This is a genomic window from Micromonospora sp. U21 (assembly GCF_018070045.1).
Lineage (GTDB): Bacteria > Actinomycetota > Actinomycetes > Mycobacteriales > Micromonosporaceae > Micromonospora.
On record NZ_JAGPYK010000011.1, the window covers coordinates 184027 to 198371 of the forward strand.

Below are 14345 nucleotides of genomic sequence, written 5' to 3' on the forward strand. Positions count from 1 at the left end.
ATACAGTGACCGATTCTCCCGAGTCCACACCGAACGAGCCAGAGGTCCCCGCCGAGGCCATCGCCGCCATGGTCGCGCACGACCGGATCGAACCGGTCGGGCTCGAGGTGGAGATGCAGCGCTCCTACCTCGACTACGCGATGAGCGTCATCGTCGGTCGTGCGCTCCCGGACGTCCGGGACGGGCTGAAGCCGGTCCACCGCAAGATCCTGTACGCCATGTTCGACTCGGGCTACCGGCCGGACCGCGGCTACGTGAAGTGCTCCCGGGTCGTCGGCGACGTGATGGGTCAGTTCCACCCGCACGGCGACTCGGCGATCTACGACGCGCTGGTCCGGATGGCGCAGCCCTGGTCGCTGCGGTACCCGCTGGTGGACGGCAACGGCAACTTCGGCTCTCCGGGCAACGACCCGGCCGCCGCCATGCGGTACACGGAGTGCAAGCTCGACCCGCTGGCCATGGAGATGCTGCGGGACATCGACGAGGACACCGTCGACCTGCAGGACAACTACGACGGCCGGGCCAAGGAGCCCACCATCCTGCCGTCGCGGATCCCCAACCTGCTGGTGAACGGCTCCGAGGGCATCGCGGTCGGCATGGCCACCAAGATCCCGCCGCACAACCTGCGGGAGATCGGCGCGGCGGTGCAGTGGTGCCTGGAGCACCCGGAGGAGGACGAGGAGACCACCCTCGAAGCCCTGCTCGGCATCGTCAAGGGTCCGGACTTCCCGACCCACGGCCTGATCGTCGGCACCACCGCGATCCAGGACGCGTACCGCACCGGTCGCGGCTCGATCCGGATGCGCGCCGTGGTGGAGGTCGAGGAAGACAAGCGGGGCCGGCCCTGCCTGGTCGTCAGCGAGCTGCCCTACCAGGTCAACCCGGACAATCTCGCCGAGCGGATCGCCGAGCTGATCAAGGAGGGCAAGCTCGCCGGGATCGCCGACATCCGCGATGAGTCCTCCGGTCGTACCGGCATGCGGATCGTGCTGGTGCTCAAGCGCGACGCGGTCGCCAAGGTCGTGCTGAACAACCTCTACAAGCACACCCAGCTCCAGGAGACCTTCGGCGCCAACATGCTGGCCCTGGTCGACGGGGTGCCGCGCACGCTCAACCTGGCGCAGTTCATCCGCTACTACGTCGAGCACCAGATCGACGTGATCCGCCGGCGGACCGCGTTCCGGCTGCGCAAGGCTGAGGAGCGGGCGCACATCCTGCGCGGCCTGGGCAAGGCACTCGATGCCCTGGACGAGGTGATCGCCCTGATCCGTCGCTCACCGACGGTGGACGACGCCCGGCAGGGCCTGATCCGGCTGCTGGAGATCGACGAGATCCAGGCGACCGCGATCCTGGACATGCAGCTGCGCCGCCTCGCCGCTCTGGAGCGGCAGCGGATCGTGGACGACCTGGCCAAGCTGGAGATCGAGATCGCCGATCTCAAGGACATCCTCGCCAAGCCCGAGCGGCAGCGGCGGATCGTCTCGGAGGAGCTCGGCGAGATCGTCGCCAAGTGGGGCGACGACCGGCGCACGCAGATCATCCCGTTCGACGGCGAGGTCTCGATGGAGGACCTCATCGCCCGCGAGGACGTGGTCGTCACGATCACCCGGACCGGGTACGCCAAGCGGACCAAGGTCGATCTCTACCGCTCACAGCGGCGGGGTGGCAAGGGCGTCAGCGGCGCCACGCTGCGGCAGGACGACATTGTCAGCCACTTCTTCGTATGCTCAACCCACGACTGGATCCTGTTCTTCACGAACAAGGGCCGCGTCTACCGGGCCAAGGCGTACGAGTTGCCGGAGGCCAGTAGGGTAGCCAAGGGCCAGCACGTGGCCAACCTGCTCGCCTTCCTGCCCGACGAGCAGATCGCGCAGATCATCGAAATCCCGAACTACCAGGTAGCCCCCTATCTGGTACTGGCCACGAAGAACGGCCTGGTGAAGAAGACGCGGCTCGAGGAGTTCGACTCCAACCGTTCCGGCGGAATCATCGCGATCAACCTGCGCGATGAGGACGAGCTGGTCGGTGCTGCGCTGGTTGCGCCGGAGAACGACCTGCTGCTGGTCTCCAAGAAGGCGCAGGCGATCCGGTTCAACGCCTCCGACGAGGCGCTGCGGCCGATGGGTCGCGCCACCTCCGGAGTGATCGGCATGCGCTTCACGGACGACGACGTCCTGCTCGCCATGGAGGTCGTTCGGGAGGGTCTGGACGTTCTGGTGGCCACGAACGGCGGATACGCGAAACGTACCCCGATCGAGGAATACCCGGTGCAGGGCCGGGGAGGTAAGGGCGTGTTGACTGCGAAGATCACCGAGCGGCGCGGTGGTCTGGTCGGCGCTGTGGTGATCGACCCGGACGACGAGCTGTTCGCGATCACCAGCAACGGTGGTGTCATCCGGACTCCGGTGAAGCCTGTACGCCGTACGCGTGACCGGAACACAATGGGGGTCAAGCTGATGGACCTCCCGGACGGCGTGACTATCGTGGCCATTGCTCGCAATGCCGACGAACCCGACGAACAGGACTAGTTGAATGACGGAGACACAGGCGAAGTCGGGGAACACGGGGACCTCGGCCAACCCGGTCGACGAGGAGGCCGCCAAGGGCGGCACACCAGCGACCGGCCGCGCGGCCGTGGGCCGGGCAACGGTCCCCGCCGACGCGCCTGCCCCGAAATTCACCCGGGCTCCCGGCATGACACCCCCGCCGGACCAGCCCGGCGAGGACGGTGGGTCGGGCGACAAGACCGAGACGTCCGGCGTCGAGGCGCCGGCGTCCGCCGACGCACCCCCGGTGGCGGCGACGACCCCGGCCCGTTCCACGACCACCCAGCCGATCGGTGTCCGGCCCGGCGAGGCGTCGTCCACCGGGGCCACCGGCACCCAGCCCCGGATCATGCCCGGCATGACCCAGCCGCAGCCGGACGCGGGGCGTACCACCGCTCCCGGCCGCCCGGCCAGCGGCGGCGGCCTGCCGCCGGGGATCGGCAACGCGGTCGGGGCGGCCCGGGTCGGTGACGCGGTACGCGCGGCGCGTACCTCGGTCAGCTCGGCCGCGTCCCGCGGACCGCGCCGCGCGCGGCTGAACCTGAAGCGGATCGACCCCTGGTCCGTGATGAAGTTCGCGTTCGCCGTCTCGGTGGTGCTCTTCATCGTCGTGGTGGTCGCCACGTCGGTGCTCTACCTGGCGCTGGACGCGATGGGGGTGTTCCAGAGCGTCAACGACAGCCTGAGCGACCTGGTGAACGCCGGCGGGGGGCAGAGCACCAGCGGCTTCCAGATCACCGCCAAGGGCGTGATCCTCAGCTCGGCGCTGATCGGCCTGGTCAACGTGGTGCTGTTCACCGCGCTGGCCACGCTGGGAGCGTTCGTCTACAACGTCTGCGCCGACCTGGTTGGCGGGATCGAGTTGACTCTCGCCGAGCGGGACTGAGCGATCGGGAAGCCGGGGCGCCGTGGAATGCGGTCGCTCCGGCGTCTCGTACTCAGGTAGGTTTTGCAGGCGTCGACGGCCCGGCTCGCAGGCCCGGACCCCGATTTGGGGCCAGCTGAGCGGATGGGTTAACCTTGCTCGTCGCAACACGGGGCTATAGCTCAGTCGGTTAGAGCGCAGAGCTGATAACTCTGAGGTCGCTGGTTCGATTCCAGCTAGCCCCACCGCACGTCGTCCGACGGTAGTCGAGCGCGAGGGGTGTCCCCATGTTCAAGAAGCTGCTGATTCTGGCCGGCGTCGTCGGCGTGGCCGCCGTCGTGTTCAACAAGGTCAAGGCCTCCAACGACGAGCGCGCCCTGTGGCACGAGGCGACCACCGCGCCCGACCTGCGCTGACTTCCGGCCTGACGGCGAGCGATCGGCGACGCCGCAGCCGCCCACGGGGCCCTAGCTCAACTGGCAGAGCACTGCCTTTGCAAGGCAGGGGTTAGGGGTTCGAGTCCCCTGGGCTCCACCAGCACTTTCCTCGGTTGATCTCGGTCCCGAGTACAGCCATTCGTACAGCCAAGCGGTCACGCCGTTCCCTCCTCGCCGAGGATCCGGTCAATGGCCGAAGCAGCCTGACGAGCCCGAGCCGGCAGGACGTGGCCGTAGGTGTCGGCCGTCATCCGGATCGTGGAATGCCCGAGCAGCTCCATGACGGTCCGCAGCTCCTCCCCCTGGTCGAGCATGTACGTGGCGAACGCGTGCCGCAGGTCGTGAAGGTGTAGCCAGTCCAGCCCGGCCGCCGCGCGAAGCGCCGGTTGACGTTCCGAGGTTCCATCGCCGTGCCGATGGTGCTGGCGAAAACCAGGCCCAAGTCCGACCACACCTCGCCGGCCGCAAGCCGCTCCTTGGCCTGACGCACTCGCTGCGACTCCAACGCCCGGACAGCCAGCGCCGACAGGGGCAGCGGACGGGCTGACCGGTGCGTCTTCGGTGGCACGAACACCAACCCATGATCCGTTCGTTGGAGCGTCTGCCGAACAAACAGCGCCCTTCCCGGCAGGTCCACATCCGACCACCGCAGGCCCAGTAGTTCAGCCCTCCGCAGCCCGGTTGCCAGCGCCAGGACGAACAGCGACTCCAACCGGTCCCCGGTCAACACCGACAGCAGCGTCTTGGCTTCCTCGGGAGTCAAAGCACGCCGCTCGGCCCGGCCGAGGGCCGGAGGCTTGGCAGCCTTGGCCACGTTGCGTGGCACCAGGTCCATCCGCTCAGCGTCGGCCAGGGCGACGCGCAGCACGGCGTGCACCTTGATGATGCTGGCCGATGCGAGCTTGCCGCGCAGCCCGGTGAGGAACCGCTGCACGTCCCGAGGCGTCAGCCGATCGAGCTTCACCCGGCCCAGCCCCGGCACCAGGTGCTTGCTCACGGCCAGGCGGTAGCGCACCAGCGTTGACGGCCGGGTGCCGTCATGCGCCTTCACGTCCCGCAGCCACTCGGTCAACCAGGCTTCCAGGGTCCGAGGCTGCGCGGAGAGGTCGACGCCGAGCTGAAGTTGGCACCGCAGCTCGTCCCGCTTCCGGACCGCCTCAGCCTCGCTCTTGGCGTAGACGTACTTCCGCTTTCGCTTCCCGTCGATCCAACCGAGGTCGACCACGGCAGCCCACATGCCCGGCCGCTGCTCGTACACCGAGCCCTCGCCGACGCCGGCCCGTCATGCCGCGAACTCCTCATCCGCCGCCAAGAACTCATCGAGCGCGGACAGTGGAATCAGCCGAGCACGACCCGCCTTGATCGAACGCAGCCGGCCTGATCGCATCAGGACGTACACGGTGTCCCGGCAGACGCCGAGCAGGGCCGCAGCCTCAGCCGGGCGGACGCTCTTCCGCTCACTCATGCTCCGGTCCCTTCCTGCTCTACCGACTGACGTGAGGTGATTGCCGAAACATCGGGCGGGTCGGCGGCGGCGCGTCTGGCGGCGTCGAGTTGGACGCGCCATTGGATGCGTTCGGAGATCGCCCGCAGGACTCGGTGGCCGAGGGGCGCAACGTCAGGGTCGGTCGGGCGAGCCAGTTCCCAGGCGTGGCGTTGTTCGCCGCCGGGCGGGGCGGTGTCGGCGTCGGTGGTGACGCCCAGGAGCGCCTTGACCCAGTCGCGGCGGTCGGCGCGGTGGTCGGTGAGGGTTTTGCCGGACCATTGGCGGGAGATGAGGACGCGCCGGCCGCCGATGCCGAGGGTTTCGCGCTTGTGGACCTTGTTCTTGCAGTTCCCCGGCCGCAGCCCTTGCTTTGCCTTCTTGGGTTGGATGCCGTAGAGCAGCCAGTTGGCGCACCGCTCCGAGCACGGCGTGTGCCGCAGCTCTTGCCAGAGCCGTTCCAGGTGTGCCCGTTGCCGGCCGGTGCTGACGTCGTGGCAGTCGGCGGCCTGTTTGGTCAGGTACTTGGTGATGTAGCCGACGCACCGGTCCGCGTCCTTGGTGCCGGCGAGCACGCCTTTGGCATCGACCTGCACACCGAAGCGGGCGACGTGCACGGGTTGGGCGTCGGGGTCGGCGTCGACCAGGTCCAGGGCGTCATCCCACGAGGGCAGTAGCCGTCCGGTGGTCGGGTCGGTGTAGCCGGCGGCATCGGCGTTCCACTGCGGCGCCCGGCCGGGTTCGTAGACCCGCTGATCGACAGAGGGCCACCACACCTGGTGGTAGGTGGTGGCGGCGACCTGACGCACCAGCACCCGGGGGATGGTGCCCCGGATGGCGAAGTGCGCGTGCGGGGCAAGCCGGCGTTGCGGCTCGACGGCTCCGGCGTACTGGACGTTCCAGCCGACCGCGCGGCGCAGGTTCTGCCAGAACCGATCGAGCAGCCGCGGAAAGTGCACCGCATCCCAGGCGGCCCGCCGGTAGTCGTAGCCGTCCGGGTCGACCGGTGTCCCGTCGGAGTGCACGCGGCCGTAGGAGACAAGGGTGAGGGTCAGGAACATCGACGGCCGGAACACCATCCCGCCGCGACCCTCGAAGGTCCGCCCAACAGTCCGGTTCTCCACCGGAAGGCGGGGCAGGTCCGGTGCGTCCTGCCGCCGCTTGGTCGAGCGGACCCGGCGCTTGCCGTCGCTGTCGTCCTGGTCCTCGGTGGCGTGGGGTGGGGCGGGGCGACCGCGGAGCCCTTCGGTGGTGATCTGTGATTCCAGTTCGGCGATCGCGTCGTCCAGGTCGGCGACCTGATCCCACTGGGAGGCGCGGGCGGCTTCATCGCGGGCGAATTCGAGGTGAGCGCGAGCGACGATCAGGCCGCGTTGCGCGTCGGTGGCCGGTTGCGGGCCGGGGTCGGGTTCGTCGTCGCGGTGCCAGCCTTCGCGGATCTGTTGCTGGCGTAGCCGGCGAGCCTTGGTGGCGCAGGCGGGGCACTTGGCCTCTTGGGTGGCGCCGCAGGGCATGTCGATGACTTCGGTCTGCCCGGAGTCGAGGTCGGTGCGGCGAAGGCTCACGGGGCGGGTGCAGACGCCGTAGTCGGCGGCGAGGTCCTTGACCACGTCGACGGAGCGGGGCATGAGCATCCGGGCGGTCCGGGAGCCCGGCCTCGGCCCTTCGGTGGTGGCAGGGGCGGCGAGGCCGGGCAGCGTCGGGGTGAGCGTCATCGGCCCACCCCCAGCGTCGGGGTGAGGTCGCGGACCCGCACGACCGGACGGGGGTCGGCGGTGGCGTGGTCATCGCGCAAAGGGTCGAACGCCACGACACCGGCACGAGTGGTCTTGGCCCGGTACATGGCCGCGTCAGCGTCAGCCAGGGCGGCGGCAAGCCCGGCGGGGCTGGCGGGGGCCAGGCCGATGCTCGCGGTCACCGACACCGACACCCCGGAGGGCAGACGGACCGGGGCGGCGATCGCGGCGGCCATCTGCCGGGCGGCAGCGGCCGGGTTCGGGTCCAGGAGCAACGCGGCGAACTCGTCCCCACCGAGCCGGGCGGCCACACCGTGGACGCGGCGCAGGCGTTGCGCGACGGCGGTGAGCACGTGGTCTCCGGCGGCGTGGCCGTGGGTGTCGTTGACCGGCTTGAAGCCGTCCAGGTCGACCACCACCACCCACGGGCGCAGCGGTGCGAGCTGCTCCCAGCCGGCAGCGAGACCGGCACGGTTCGCCAGGCCGGTCAGCGGGTCGCGCAGGGTGGCGCGGTGCAGGGCGGCCAGTTCGTAGCGGGCGACGTAGAGCCGGTACTGATCCCAGGCGAGCAGAGCGAGGAAGGCGACGAGGAGCAGGCCGGACAGGAGTGCGTCGATCATCGGGTCACCTCTCCGATCAGCGGAACGCCGTTGCGGCGAACGAAGGCAGCCGGCGGCACCGGGGCGACCGGAGCCGGGCGGGCAGGCTCGACCGGGGCCAGGGCGACGGGCTCAGCCACGGCCGGTGCAGCGACCGGAGCAGCAGCCAGTACGGTGGGCTGTTCGACCGGACGGGCCGGTGCGGGCTGCTCGACCGGGCGGACCAGCGCAGCATCGGCGGCCGGGGGCGGGGTGGGGGCGGTGGACAGGACGAGCTTGGACAGGCCGATGAATGCCAGGGCGGGGACGGCGGACAGCAGCCAGCCGGACAGGCCGGGCTTGGCGACGGCGAGCTGTGCGGCGAGGGAGAGGGCGACGGCGGCGACGAGTAGGAACATCGGGTAGCCGATCGGCCCGCCGGTGCGGCGTCGGCGGCGGATGGTCAGCAGCGCGGCGGCGGGGATGAGTTCGGAGATGACGGCGTTGGCCCAGCCGAACCATTCGCCGGTGCCGGCCGGGCTGTTGTCGAGGGTCCAGTCTTTGACGTGGGTGAACGATGCGGCGCCTGCGAAGCCGGCGACGATGAGCAGGATGACGACGAGGACCAGGGCGTCGATGCGGTCGGCGCGCGTGTTGGTGGGGTGGGGCTTCATGCGGCACCGTCCAGGATCTCGCCGTCGATCACGCGCAGCCGGCCGTAGGTCTGGGCCATGTCGCGGATCTCGTCGTCAGTCAGGTAGGAGAAGCGGACCCGCATCGGGGTCGGGTCACCGTCGATGACCACGAACCCGACACCCGGTAGGGACTGCGGGATGCGGTCACACAGCGCGCCGCGATCGCGCATCCCCTCACCGAGCACCGGGTCCACCTGAGCCGCCTCAGCCAGTCGCAGGCCGATGCGGGTGGGGAACAGGTCCCGGAACGGCAGCACTTCCTTGCGGGGGTCTTGGATCGCGGCGACCACGTGCACGCCCACGGCACGGCCCTGGGACAGCAGGATCGAGAGGGCGGCTTTGATGCGGTCCTTGAGTTGCCGGTCGGTGAGGTAGGCGGTCAGGTTCGCCAGCTCATCGATGACCAGGACGATCAGCGGCTCATCCGGGGTCGGGGTGTGCTGGCGGGTGCGGCCGTAGAGCTTGCCGGCCCGGTCTTTGGCGACGGTGGCGGCTTCCTCGATCAGCTCACACATTGCCGTGTAGTCCTTGCGGGCGAACCGGGTGAACATCGGTGCACCCATGCCGAGTTCCATGCCGCCTTTGGGGTCCAGGCCCCAGATCTGCACGAGGCCGGAGGTGACCCCGGCGGCGAGGGAGCGGACCACGGACCAGATGACCGAGCCCTTGCCCGATCCGGTGGCGCCGACCACGAGGACCTGGGTGCCGAACAGGCGCAGCTCGTAGCCGTCGCCGTCCTCGCGCTTGCCCACCGGCAGGGCGGTGAACTCCGGTACCGCCGGGATGGGCATCGGTCGGACGAGTTTGGCGAGGGGGTCACCGCGGAACAGGTGCAGCAGCACCACATCCGGGCGCGGACCGGGTGCGGCCTTCCTGCCGGACGCCGAAGGTGTGGGCGAGGCGTTCGGCGACGCGGGCGAAGTCGTCGGGGATCTGCCCGGTCACCATCCGCACGACCACCACGTCGACACCGCCGCCGCAGCGCACCCGACGCAGCACCGGCAGGACGGTGTGCCCGTCGAAGGACACGGCGAGCTTGGCGGTCACCATCGCCGCCATCCACTTACGGCGGTAGAGCATCCGCCGGTAGCAGGACAGCACCGGCCACCACCCGAACCTCAGGAACGACGGCCGGTGCCCGAACGCCCACCCGGCGGCGACGAAGGCGACCAGGGCGACGAACCCGACCGGACCGGCCCAGCCGAACCGTCCGTAAAGCCAGCGAGCGAGCCAACGACGGCCCCTGGACGCTGGTCGACCGTAGGACCGGTGTCGTCTACCGCTCCGGCCAGGATCAGGAGCCGCCGATTACCTCTGATGTGGCTTACCTTGGCCGACTGCCCCGTTCCGATGGGCAAGGGTCACTCATCGTGTTTACCGGCATCCATCCCCCTGGCTCACTCGGTGCCGTTCACCTGATCTGCACCCAGATCAGCGAGCTTTACGCCCAGGTGGGCACCGGCAATTTCTCCGTTTTAGTGGGCACGCAGTACGAGCCGGGAACCAATGAGCCGCGCCAGGTCGAGCTACTGACCCCGCTCTACCAGTTGGAGGAAGCCTGATGCAGGTCGCCATGGCAACCAACCCTGCGAAACTCGACCAGCCCAACGAGGACTTCACCGGCGCCCTACCGAACGCCGTTGTTCTGCTAGACGGCGCTGGTCTGTCCGGGGCTAAGTCGACGTGCACTCATGGTGTCGCTTGGTACACCCGCCGGCTTGGCGGGGCGCTGCTCGCCCAGCTGGCGGCCGACGACGGCCAGGACCTCACCACCGTTCTCGGGCAGGCCATCGACCAAGTTGCCGACGCGCACCGAGGAACCTGCGACATCAGCGACCCGAGCAGTCCCTCCGCAACCGTCATCATCTTCCGCGTCAACAACGACCGCGCGGACTACCTCGTCCTTGCTGACTCGGTGCTCGTACTCGACCAAGCCGGAGACGCCCCCGTGGTCGTCACCGACGACCGAGAGGCAATCGTTGGCAGCCACTACCGCGCTGCCATGGACGCCGCCGTTAACGGAACCCCGGAGCACGATCAAGCCCGACGCGAGTACATCGAAGCTCTGCGCGCCCACCGCAACCAGCCCGGCGGTTTCTGGGTAGCCGCGGGCGACGCTCAGGCAGCATCCGAAGCCCTCATCGGAAGCCGACCAATCCAGGGCCTCACCAGCGCCGTCCTGCTCAGTGATGGGGCAAGCCGCATCGCGGATCGCTTCGCACTCGCGGACTGGCCGGAAGTTCTCGCCCTCATCACTAAGTCGGGACCAGCCGAAGTCATCAGGCAAGTCCGAGCAGCGGAAGGCAGCGATCCGCAGGGTAGGAAGTGGCCGCGTGGCAAGACCCACGACGACGCCACCCTGGCCTACTGCACTCAGCTTGGCGAGCCGGTTTCACTGCCGAATTGACCTCTTAAGAATCAAGGCGGCCCGCAAGCGGGCCGCGCCGGCCCGGCCCCGGCCTGCTGGCGACCTCCGGCCGGCATCGGCCGGGCCGGCCGGCCACACTGACGGACGACCAGGACCTAGAAGACCTCGGGGCTCCGCCCCGAACCCCGACCCTCCTCAGAGATGCCGCCGCAGATCACCTCGCCGGGCACCACAAGGGCTACCAGCCTCCCCGGACGGGGCCAAGGTCGTTCGTCCGGTAGGGCGCTCCACCTTGTCCCCGTCCGGGGAGGCTGGAAGGTCTACGACTGCCCGACGAGGAGATCCGCTCTCAGTAGCACTGCCATGTAAACGATGTCGCCTGCCATCGCTCGGCGGCCAGATCGTCGCGACGGATGAGCCAGTACAACGCTCCGCGGTCACCCCACACCATGTCCGCGTTGTCGTCGCTGTCAATTTGGGCGAGCAGTGTCCACCGCTGCGCTTCCTGGTGCAGGGCCGGATCGTCGTATGCCACCCGGCCACCGAGCTGTGTTTGTGTGACGTCGACCTCGACCGAGCCCTGAATGGGGTCTGCGTAACCTCCGACCCGGTGCTGTGGGCCGAGCTCCAGGCTGAGTTCGCCCATGGCCATCCGGAACGGATCACTGTTCATCGGATCTTCCATGAACGCTCGGTCCTCGTCGGAGACACGGTCGAGCGCGGCCCAGAGGGTTGGGTGTTCCCAGTCCGGCCCGCTCGCGATGACATCAGCGGCGAGTCGGACGAGGGGATACGGATTGGCGTCTTCAGGCGGCTCGCGCTCGGCGGTCTGCATGCCTGGCGGTATGTAGACGACACGAGCGCCTGCCTGTGTCTCCGGTGCGGACGACTCGATCACCGTTCCGTCGTCGTCCCACCTGGGATGACGGTAGAAGAACAGGAGAATGCCCTCCGCTGGCAGAGCGATGTCGAGCGCATCGGAGGGCAACTGCCCGCAATCGATGCTCGCGACAAAGCTCAACGGCCCGTAGCCCTCCCATAGCGGCCACGTAACGTCCTCGGGCAGAGCGGGAAGGCCACCCAGACGAGCGACCTCGGGCTCTCCAGGCTCAGCGGGTCGCAGGTGCAGGGCAGGCCGGATGAGCGCGATCCACTCATCGGCGACAGCAGCAGGTAGGTGGCGACGCGCCAGCGCCGCCAGGGGCACATCCGGAGCAACCATGCCCGCATCTTCTCAGCTTCTCGATCAAGCTCGTCAATTGGCACGTACAGCCAGCCGTACAGCCAAGACCACCCGCTGCCGCCGGCGCCACCCGACAACGGCAGACGGACTGACCAGGGAAGCAGCGACCTGACCAGCCATCCGCGATCTTCTTCTAATCCCAAGGCCGCAGGTTCGAATCCTGCCGGGCGCACCACCGTCACCGCAGGTCGGCCGCTTCCGCGGCCACCTACCCATATGCCAGCGTCCCCGCGGACCAGACGTGGTCCGCGGGGACAGTGGCGTTGGCGGTGGTGGCGAAGCCGTCAGAACGTGGCTGTGACTCCGACCGCCTTGCAGGCGGCGCTGAGGTCCGCGCCGACCTTGACGAAGGCGGGGCTGTCGGCGGCGGTCGCCGGGTCCGCGGCAGCTGCCGCCTTCGCGGCCTCCGCAGCGAACTGCTTCATGATGGGGGCTACCTTGCCGTCGCCCCCGGCGGCGGCAGCCGTAGTGAACTTCTGCTCCAGATCCGTCAGGATCTCCTTGAACTCGGCCGGCGTCGGCGCCTTGCCGGACTGCACGGCCTTGAGGAGCAGCGCCCGTCCGTCGTCGCTCGCCTTCTTGGCGGACTCGCAGAGCTCCTTGTCGCTCGCGGCGGCCGTGGTGCTCGCCGACGTCGACGGCGCGGCCGCCGAGGAAGAAGCCGTGGAGGCGGACGGCGTGGAGCCGGCCGTGGTGGCGCTGTCCTCCCCGCCGCAGGCGGCGAGAGTCATCAGGGAGGCACAGATCAACACAGTGGAGGTAACCCGAAAACGCTTCACGGCCGGTACGCTAACCGACACTCCACCGATTGATCAAACAAAGCCGGCGGTCGAATCCGTAGCCCGGGTCCGCGCGGGCGGACCGGGCTCGGGCCGGACCACTCGGCGAGCACGGTCTCCACGGTCGTGATCAGGGCGGTGAACTCCGGGTCCTCGACCTTAGTGGTGCGGGACCGGCCGGTGCGGGTGGCGGTCATGAGCTGCGGCCTCCTGGGTGGTCGGAGATGATCGAGTACGCGGACCGGGACCAGCACGGATGGTCCCCGCCCGCGCGAACCAAGTTCAAGCTCGTTGGAGCTGGGCGATCATCGGGGTGACCTCCCGGTTGAGCGCCCACACCAGCGCCTCCAGGCACTTGACGGCCTGGTCGAACCGGTCGGCCTCACTGATCGGGGTCTGCTGAACCTCGGCGAGGGTTTCGGTGGGCATGTGCCAGAGCAGCCGGGCCTCGGTGAGCAGGTACGCGCCCCGGGTCAGCTCCTCCGCGCCGCCGGCCTCGTCGGCGTCCCAGGCGTTGAGCCGGTAGTCGCGCCACCAGCTGCCGTCGACGGTCCGTGCGTCGCGCAGCGGGTGCGGGGGGACGAGACGAGCCGCACGTGGGCGATCATCTCGCCGTTCCACTCGCTGCTTTCCAGCTTGACGTCGATCACCGCGGGTGGCTGCGCACCAGCGGCGGGGACATGATGCGAGCGACCTCGGGCTCTCCACGCTCAGCGGGTCGCAGGTGCAGGGCAGGCCGGATGAGCGCGATCCACTCGTCGGCGACAGCAGCAGGTAGGTGGTGACGCGCCAGCGTCGCCAGGGGCACATCCGGAGCAACCATGCCCGCATCTTCTCAGCTTCTCGATCAAGTCCGTCGATTGCGCGTACAGCCATCCGTACAGCCAAGCCAGCCGACGGACAGGAGTGACGAGCGACGGCAGCCGACAGGTCGAGCAGGTCAGCGGCAATCACTGACGCCGGCAGACAGCAGTCTTGATCTTTGCAAGGCAGGGGTTAGGGGTTCGAGTCCCCTGGGCTCCACCACATCATTCGGCCTGGTCACGGGCTGCTTTCTCCCTCGATCGACTTCTCTTCTGATCGAGGACCGTCTTTGGTCGTCAGCGGATCGTCAGCAGAATCGCCGAAGACCTTGCGTACCGACTCGTGGAAATCAGCCGACGTGTGCGTGTAGCGGTTGAGCGTGGTTGACGCCTGCTCGGTCAAGAGCCGGAGCCCGCGCGGCGTAGGGGAGCGCACGCCGGCCGCGTGGGCGAGCTGGCGGCGGTCGCCGGGGTGCGGGTACTGCGCCTCCGGCGGGGGCGGTCCGGCTCCAGGATGGCCGAGGCTGCGTCGGTGGGTCACGGTCCGTGGGTGGTGGCGGTAGGCCAGCTCGCCTGCCATCGACCCGGGCAGAGCCGAGCAGACCACCGCCCGACCCGCCAGCGTCCGAACCTGTGTCAGGGTCCGCTTGACGTGGCGGGCCGGGCGGCGGCCCGCTCCCCAGGAGGGCGGGTCGACGGCAGACAGTGAGGATGGTGGGGTGGGTCGCCGGGTTGGTCTGACTCACCGGCAGACCGACGGTTGCTGTCCTCATCCCGATTCGTCGGCCGGCTCGGTGGCCCCGGCAGCTGCA

16 protein-coding genes, 2 tRNA genes and 1 pseudogene are annotated in these 14345 nt (G+C 69.1%); 7 read left to right on the forward strand and 12 right to left on the reverse strand.

The annotated features are described in order from the left end of the window. Nucleotides 1-5: 5 nt before the first annotated feature. From gyrA to KBX63_RS17300, 5 genes are all read left to right on the forward strand, one after another. Nucleotides 6-2528 carry a DNA gyrase subunit A gene (gyrA, locus tag KBX63_RS17280; RefSeq protein WP_210912258.1) on the forward strand — a complete coding sequence of 841 codons (2523 nt, stop codon included), beginning with the start codon at nucleotides 6-8 and terminating at the stop codon, nucleotides 2526-2528. 4 nt (nucleotides 2529-2532) lie between these two features. Next, nucleotides 2533-3432 carry a DUF3566 domain-containing protein gene (locus KBX63_RS17285; RefSeq protein ID WP_210912259.1) on the forward strand — a complete coding sequence of 300 codons (900 nt, stop codon included), beginning with the start codon at nucleotides 2533-2535 and terminating at the stop codon, nucleotides 3430-3432. A 150-nt stretch (nucleotides 3433-3582) separates the two neighbouring features. Continuing rightward, a tRNA-Ile gene (locus tag KBX63_RS17290) sits at nucleotides 3583-3656 on the forward strand. A gap of 42 nt (nucleotides 3657-3698) precedes the next feature. Continuing rightward, nucleotides 3699-3827 carry a DLW-39 family protein gene (locus KBX63_RS17295; RefSeq protein WP_208869723.1) on the forward strand — a complete coding sequence of 43 codons (129 nt, stop codon included), beginning with the start codon at nucleotides 3699-3701 and terminating at the stop codon, nucleotides 3825-3827. 45 nt (nucleotides 3828-3872) lie between these two features. Next, nucleotides 3873-3948: transfer RNA gene (locus KBX63_RS17300), tRNA-Ala, on the forward strand. Between the two features lie 55 nt (nucleotides 3949-4003). Here the strand turns inward: KBX63_RS17300 and KBX63_RS17305 are convergent. The 7 genes and pseudogenes from KBX63_RS17305 to KBX63_RS17340 form a co-directional block, all read right to left on the reverse strand. Beyond that, nucleotides 4004-5085, reverse strand: a pseudogene (locus KBX63_RS17305) (tyrosine-type recombinase/integrase). Between the two features lie 45 nt (nucleotides 5086-5130). Beyond that, a complete protein-coding gene (locus KBX63_RS17315; protein WP_210912260.1) occupies nucleotides 5131-5313 on the reverse strand; it encodes a helix-turn-helix domain-containing protein in 183 nt (60 codons plus the stop codon). Beyond that, nucleotides 5310-7046 (reverse strand): replication initiator, encoded by a 1737-nt coding sequence (locus KBX63_RS17320; RefSeq protein ID WP_210912261.1) that lies wholly within the window; start codon nucleotides 7044-7046, stop codon nucleotides 5310-5312. The genes KBX63_RS17315 and KBX63_RS17320 overlap by 4 nt, the downstream gene beginning before the upstream one ends. Next, entirely contained in the window at nucleotides 7043-7687 is a 645-nt protein-coding gene (locus tag KBX63_RS17325; protein WP_210912262.1) for a GGDEF domain-containing protein, read from the reverse strand. Before KBX63_RS17325 ends, KBX63_RS17320 begins: the two co-directional genes overlap by 4 nt. Beyond that, on the reverse strand, nucleotides 7684-8319 hold the full coding sequence (locus tag KBX63_RS17330) for a DUF2637 domain-containing protein (RefSeq protein WP_210912263.1): 636 nt from the start codon (nucleotides 8317-8319) through the stop codon (nucleotides 7684-7686). The genes KBX63_RS17325 and KBX63_RS17330 overlap by 4 nt, the downstream gene beginning before the upstream one ends. After that, on the reverse strand, nucleotides 8316-9131 hold the full coding sequence (locus tag KBX63_RS17335; RefSeq protein WP_210912264.1) for an FtsK/SpoIIIE domain-containing protein: 816 nt from the start codon (nucleotides 9129-9131) through the stop codon (nucleotides 8316-8318). Before KBX63_RS17335 ends, KBX63_RS17330 begins: the two co-directional genes overlap by 4 nt. Before the next feature lie 25 nt (nucleotides 9132-9156). Next, complete coding sequence (locus tag KBX63_RS17340) at nucleotides 9157-9441, reverse strand: hypothetical protein (RefSeq protein ID WP_210912265.1); 285 nt, start codon at nucleotides 9439-9441, stop codon at nucleotides 9157-9159. A gap of 269 nt (nucleotides 9442-9710) precedes the next feature. On the opposite strand from KBX63_RS17340, the gene KBX63_RS17345 reads away from it, so the two are divergent. Then, entirely contained in the window at nucleotides 9711-9902 is a 192-nt protein-coding gene (locus KBX63_RS17345) for a hypothetical protein (RefSeq protein ID WP_210912266.1), read from the forward strand. Then, entirely contained in the window at nucleotides 9902-10747 is an 846-nt protein-coding gene (locus tag KBX63_RS17350; RefSeq protein WP_210912267.1) for a protein phosphatase 2C domain-containing protein, read from the forward strand. Before KBX63_RS17345 ends, KBX63_RS17350 begins: the two co-directional genes overlap by 1 nt. A gap of 310 nt (nucleotides 10748-11057) precedes the next feature. Here the strand turns inward: KBX63_RS17350 and KBX63_RS17355 are convergent, their stop codons facing one another. The 5 genes from KBX63_RS17355 to KBX63_RS17375 all read right to left on the reverse strand — a co-directional run bounded on the left by KBX63_RS17355 (nucleotide 11058) and on the right by KBX63_RS17375 (nucleotide 13936). Next, entirely contained in the window at nucleotides 11058-11930 is an 873-nt protein-coding gene (locus KBX63_RS17355; RefSeq protein ID WP_210912268.1) for a YwqG family protein, read from the reverse strand. A gap of 305 nt (nucleotides 11931-12235) precedes the next feature. Next, a complete protein-coding gene (locus KBX63_RS17360; RefSeq protein ID WP_307871740.1) occupies nucleotides 12236-12730 on the reverse strand; it encodes a hypothetical protein in 495 nt (164 codons plus the stop codon). 282 nt (nucleotides 12731-13012) lie between these two features. Further along, nucleotides 13013-13351 carry a hypothetical protein gene (locus KBX63_RS17365; RefSeq protein WP_210912269.1) on the reverse strand — a complete coding sequence of 113 codons (339 nt, stop codon included), beginning with the start codon at nucleotides 13349-13351 and terminating at the stop codon, nucleotides 13013-13015. A 25-nt stretch (nucleotides 13352-13376) separates the two neighbouring features. Beyond that, entirely contained in the window at nucleotides 13377-13553 is a 177-nt protein-coding gene (locus tag KBX63_RS17370) for a hypothetical protein (protein WP_210912270.1), read from the reverse strand. 218 nt (nucleotides 13554-13771) lie between these two features. Next, nucleotides 13772-13936, reverse strand: coding sequence for a hypothetical protein (locus KBX63_RS17375; RefSeq protein WP_210912271.1), 165 nt, complete (start codon nucleotides 13934-13936; stop codon nucleotides 13772-13774). Between the last annotated feature and the right edge of the window lie 409 nt (nucleotides 13937-14345).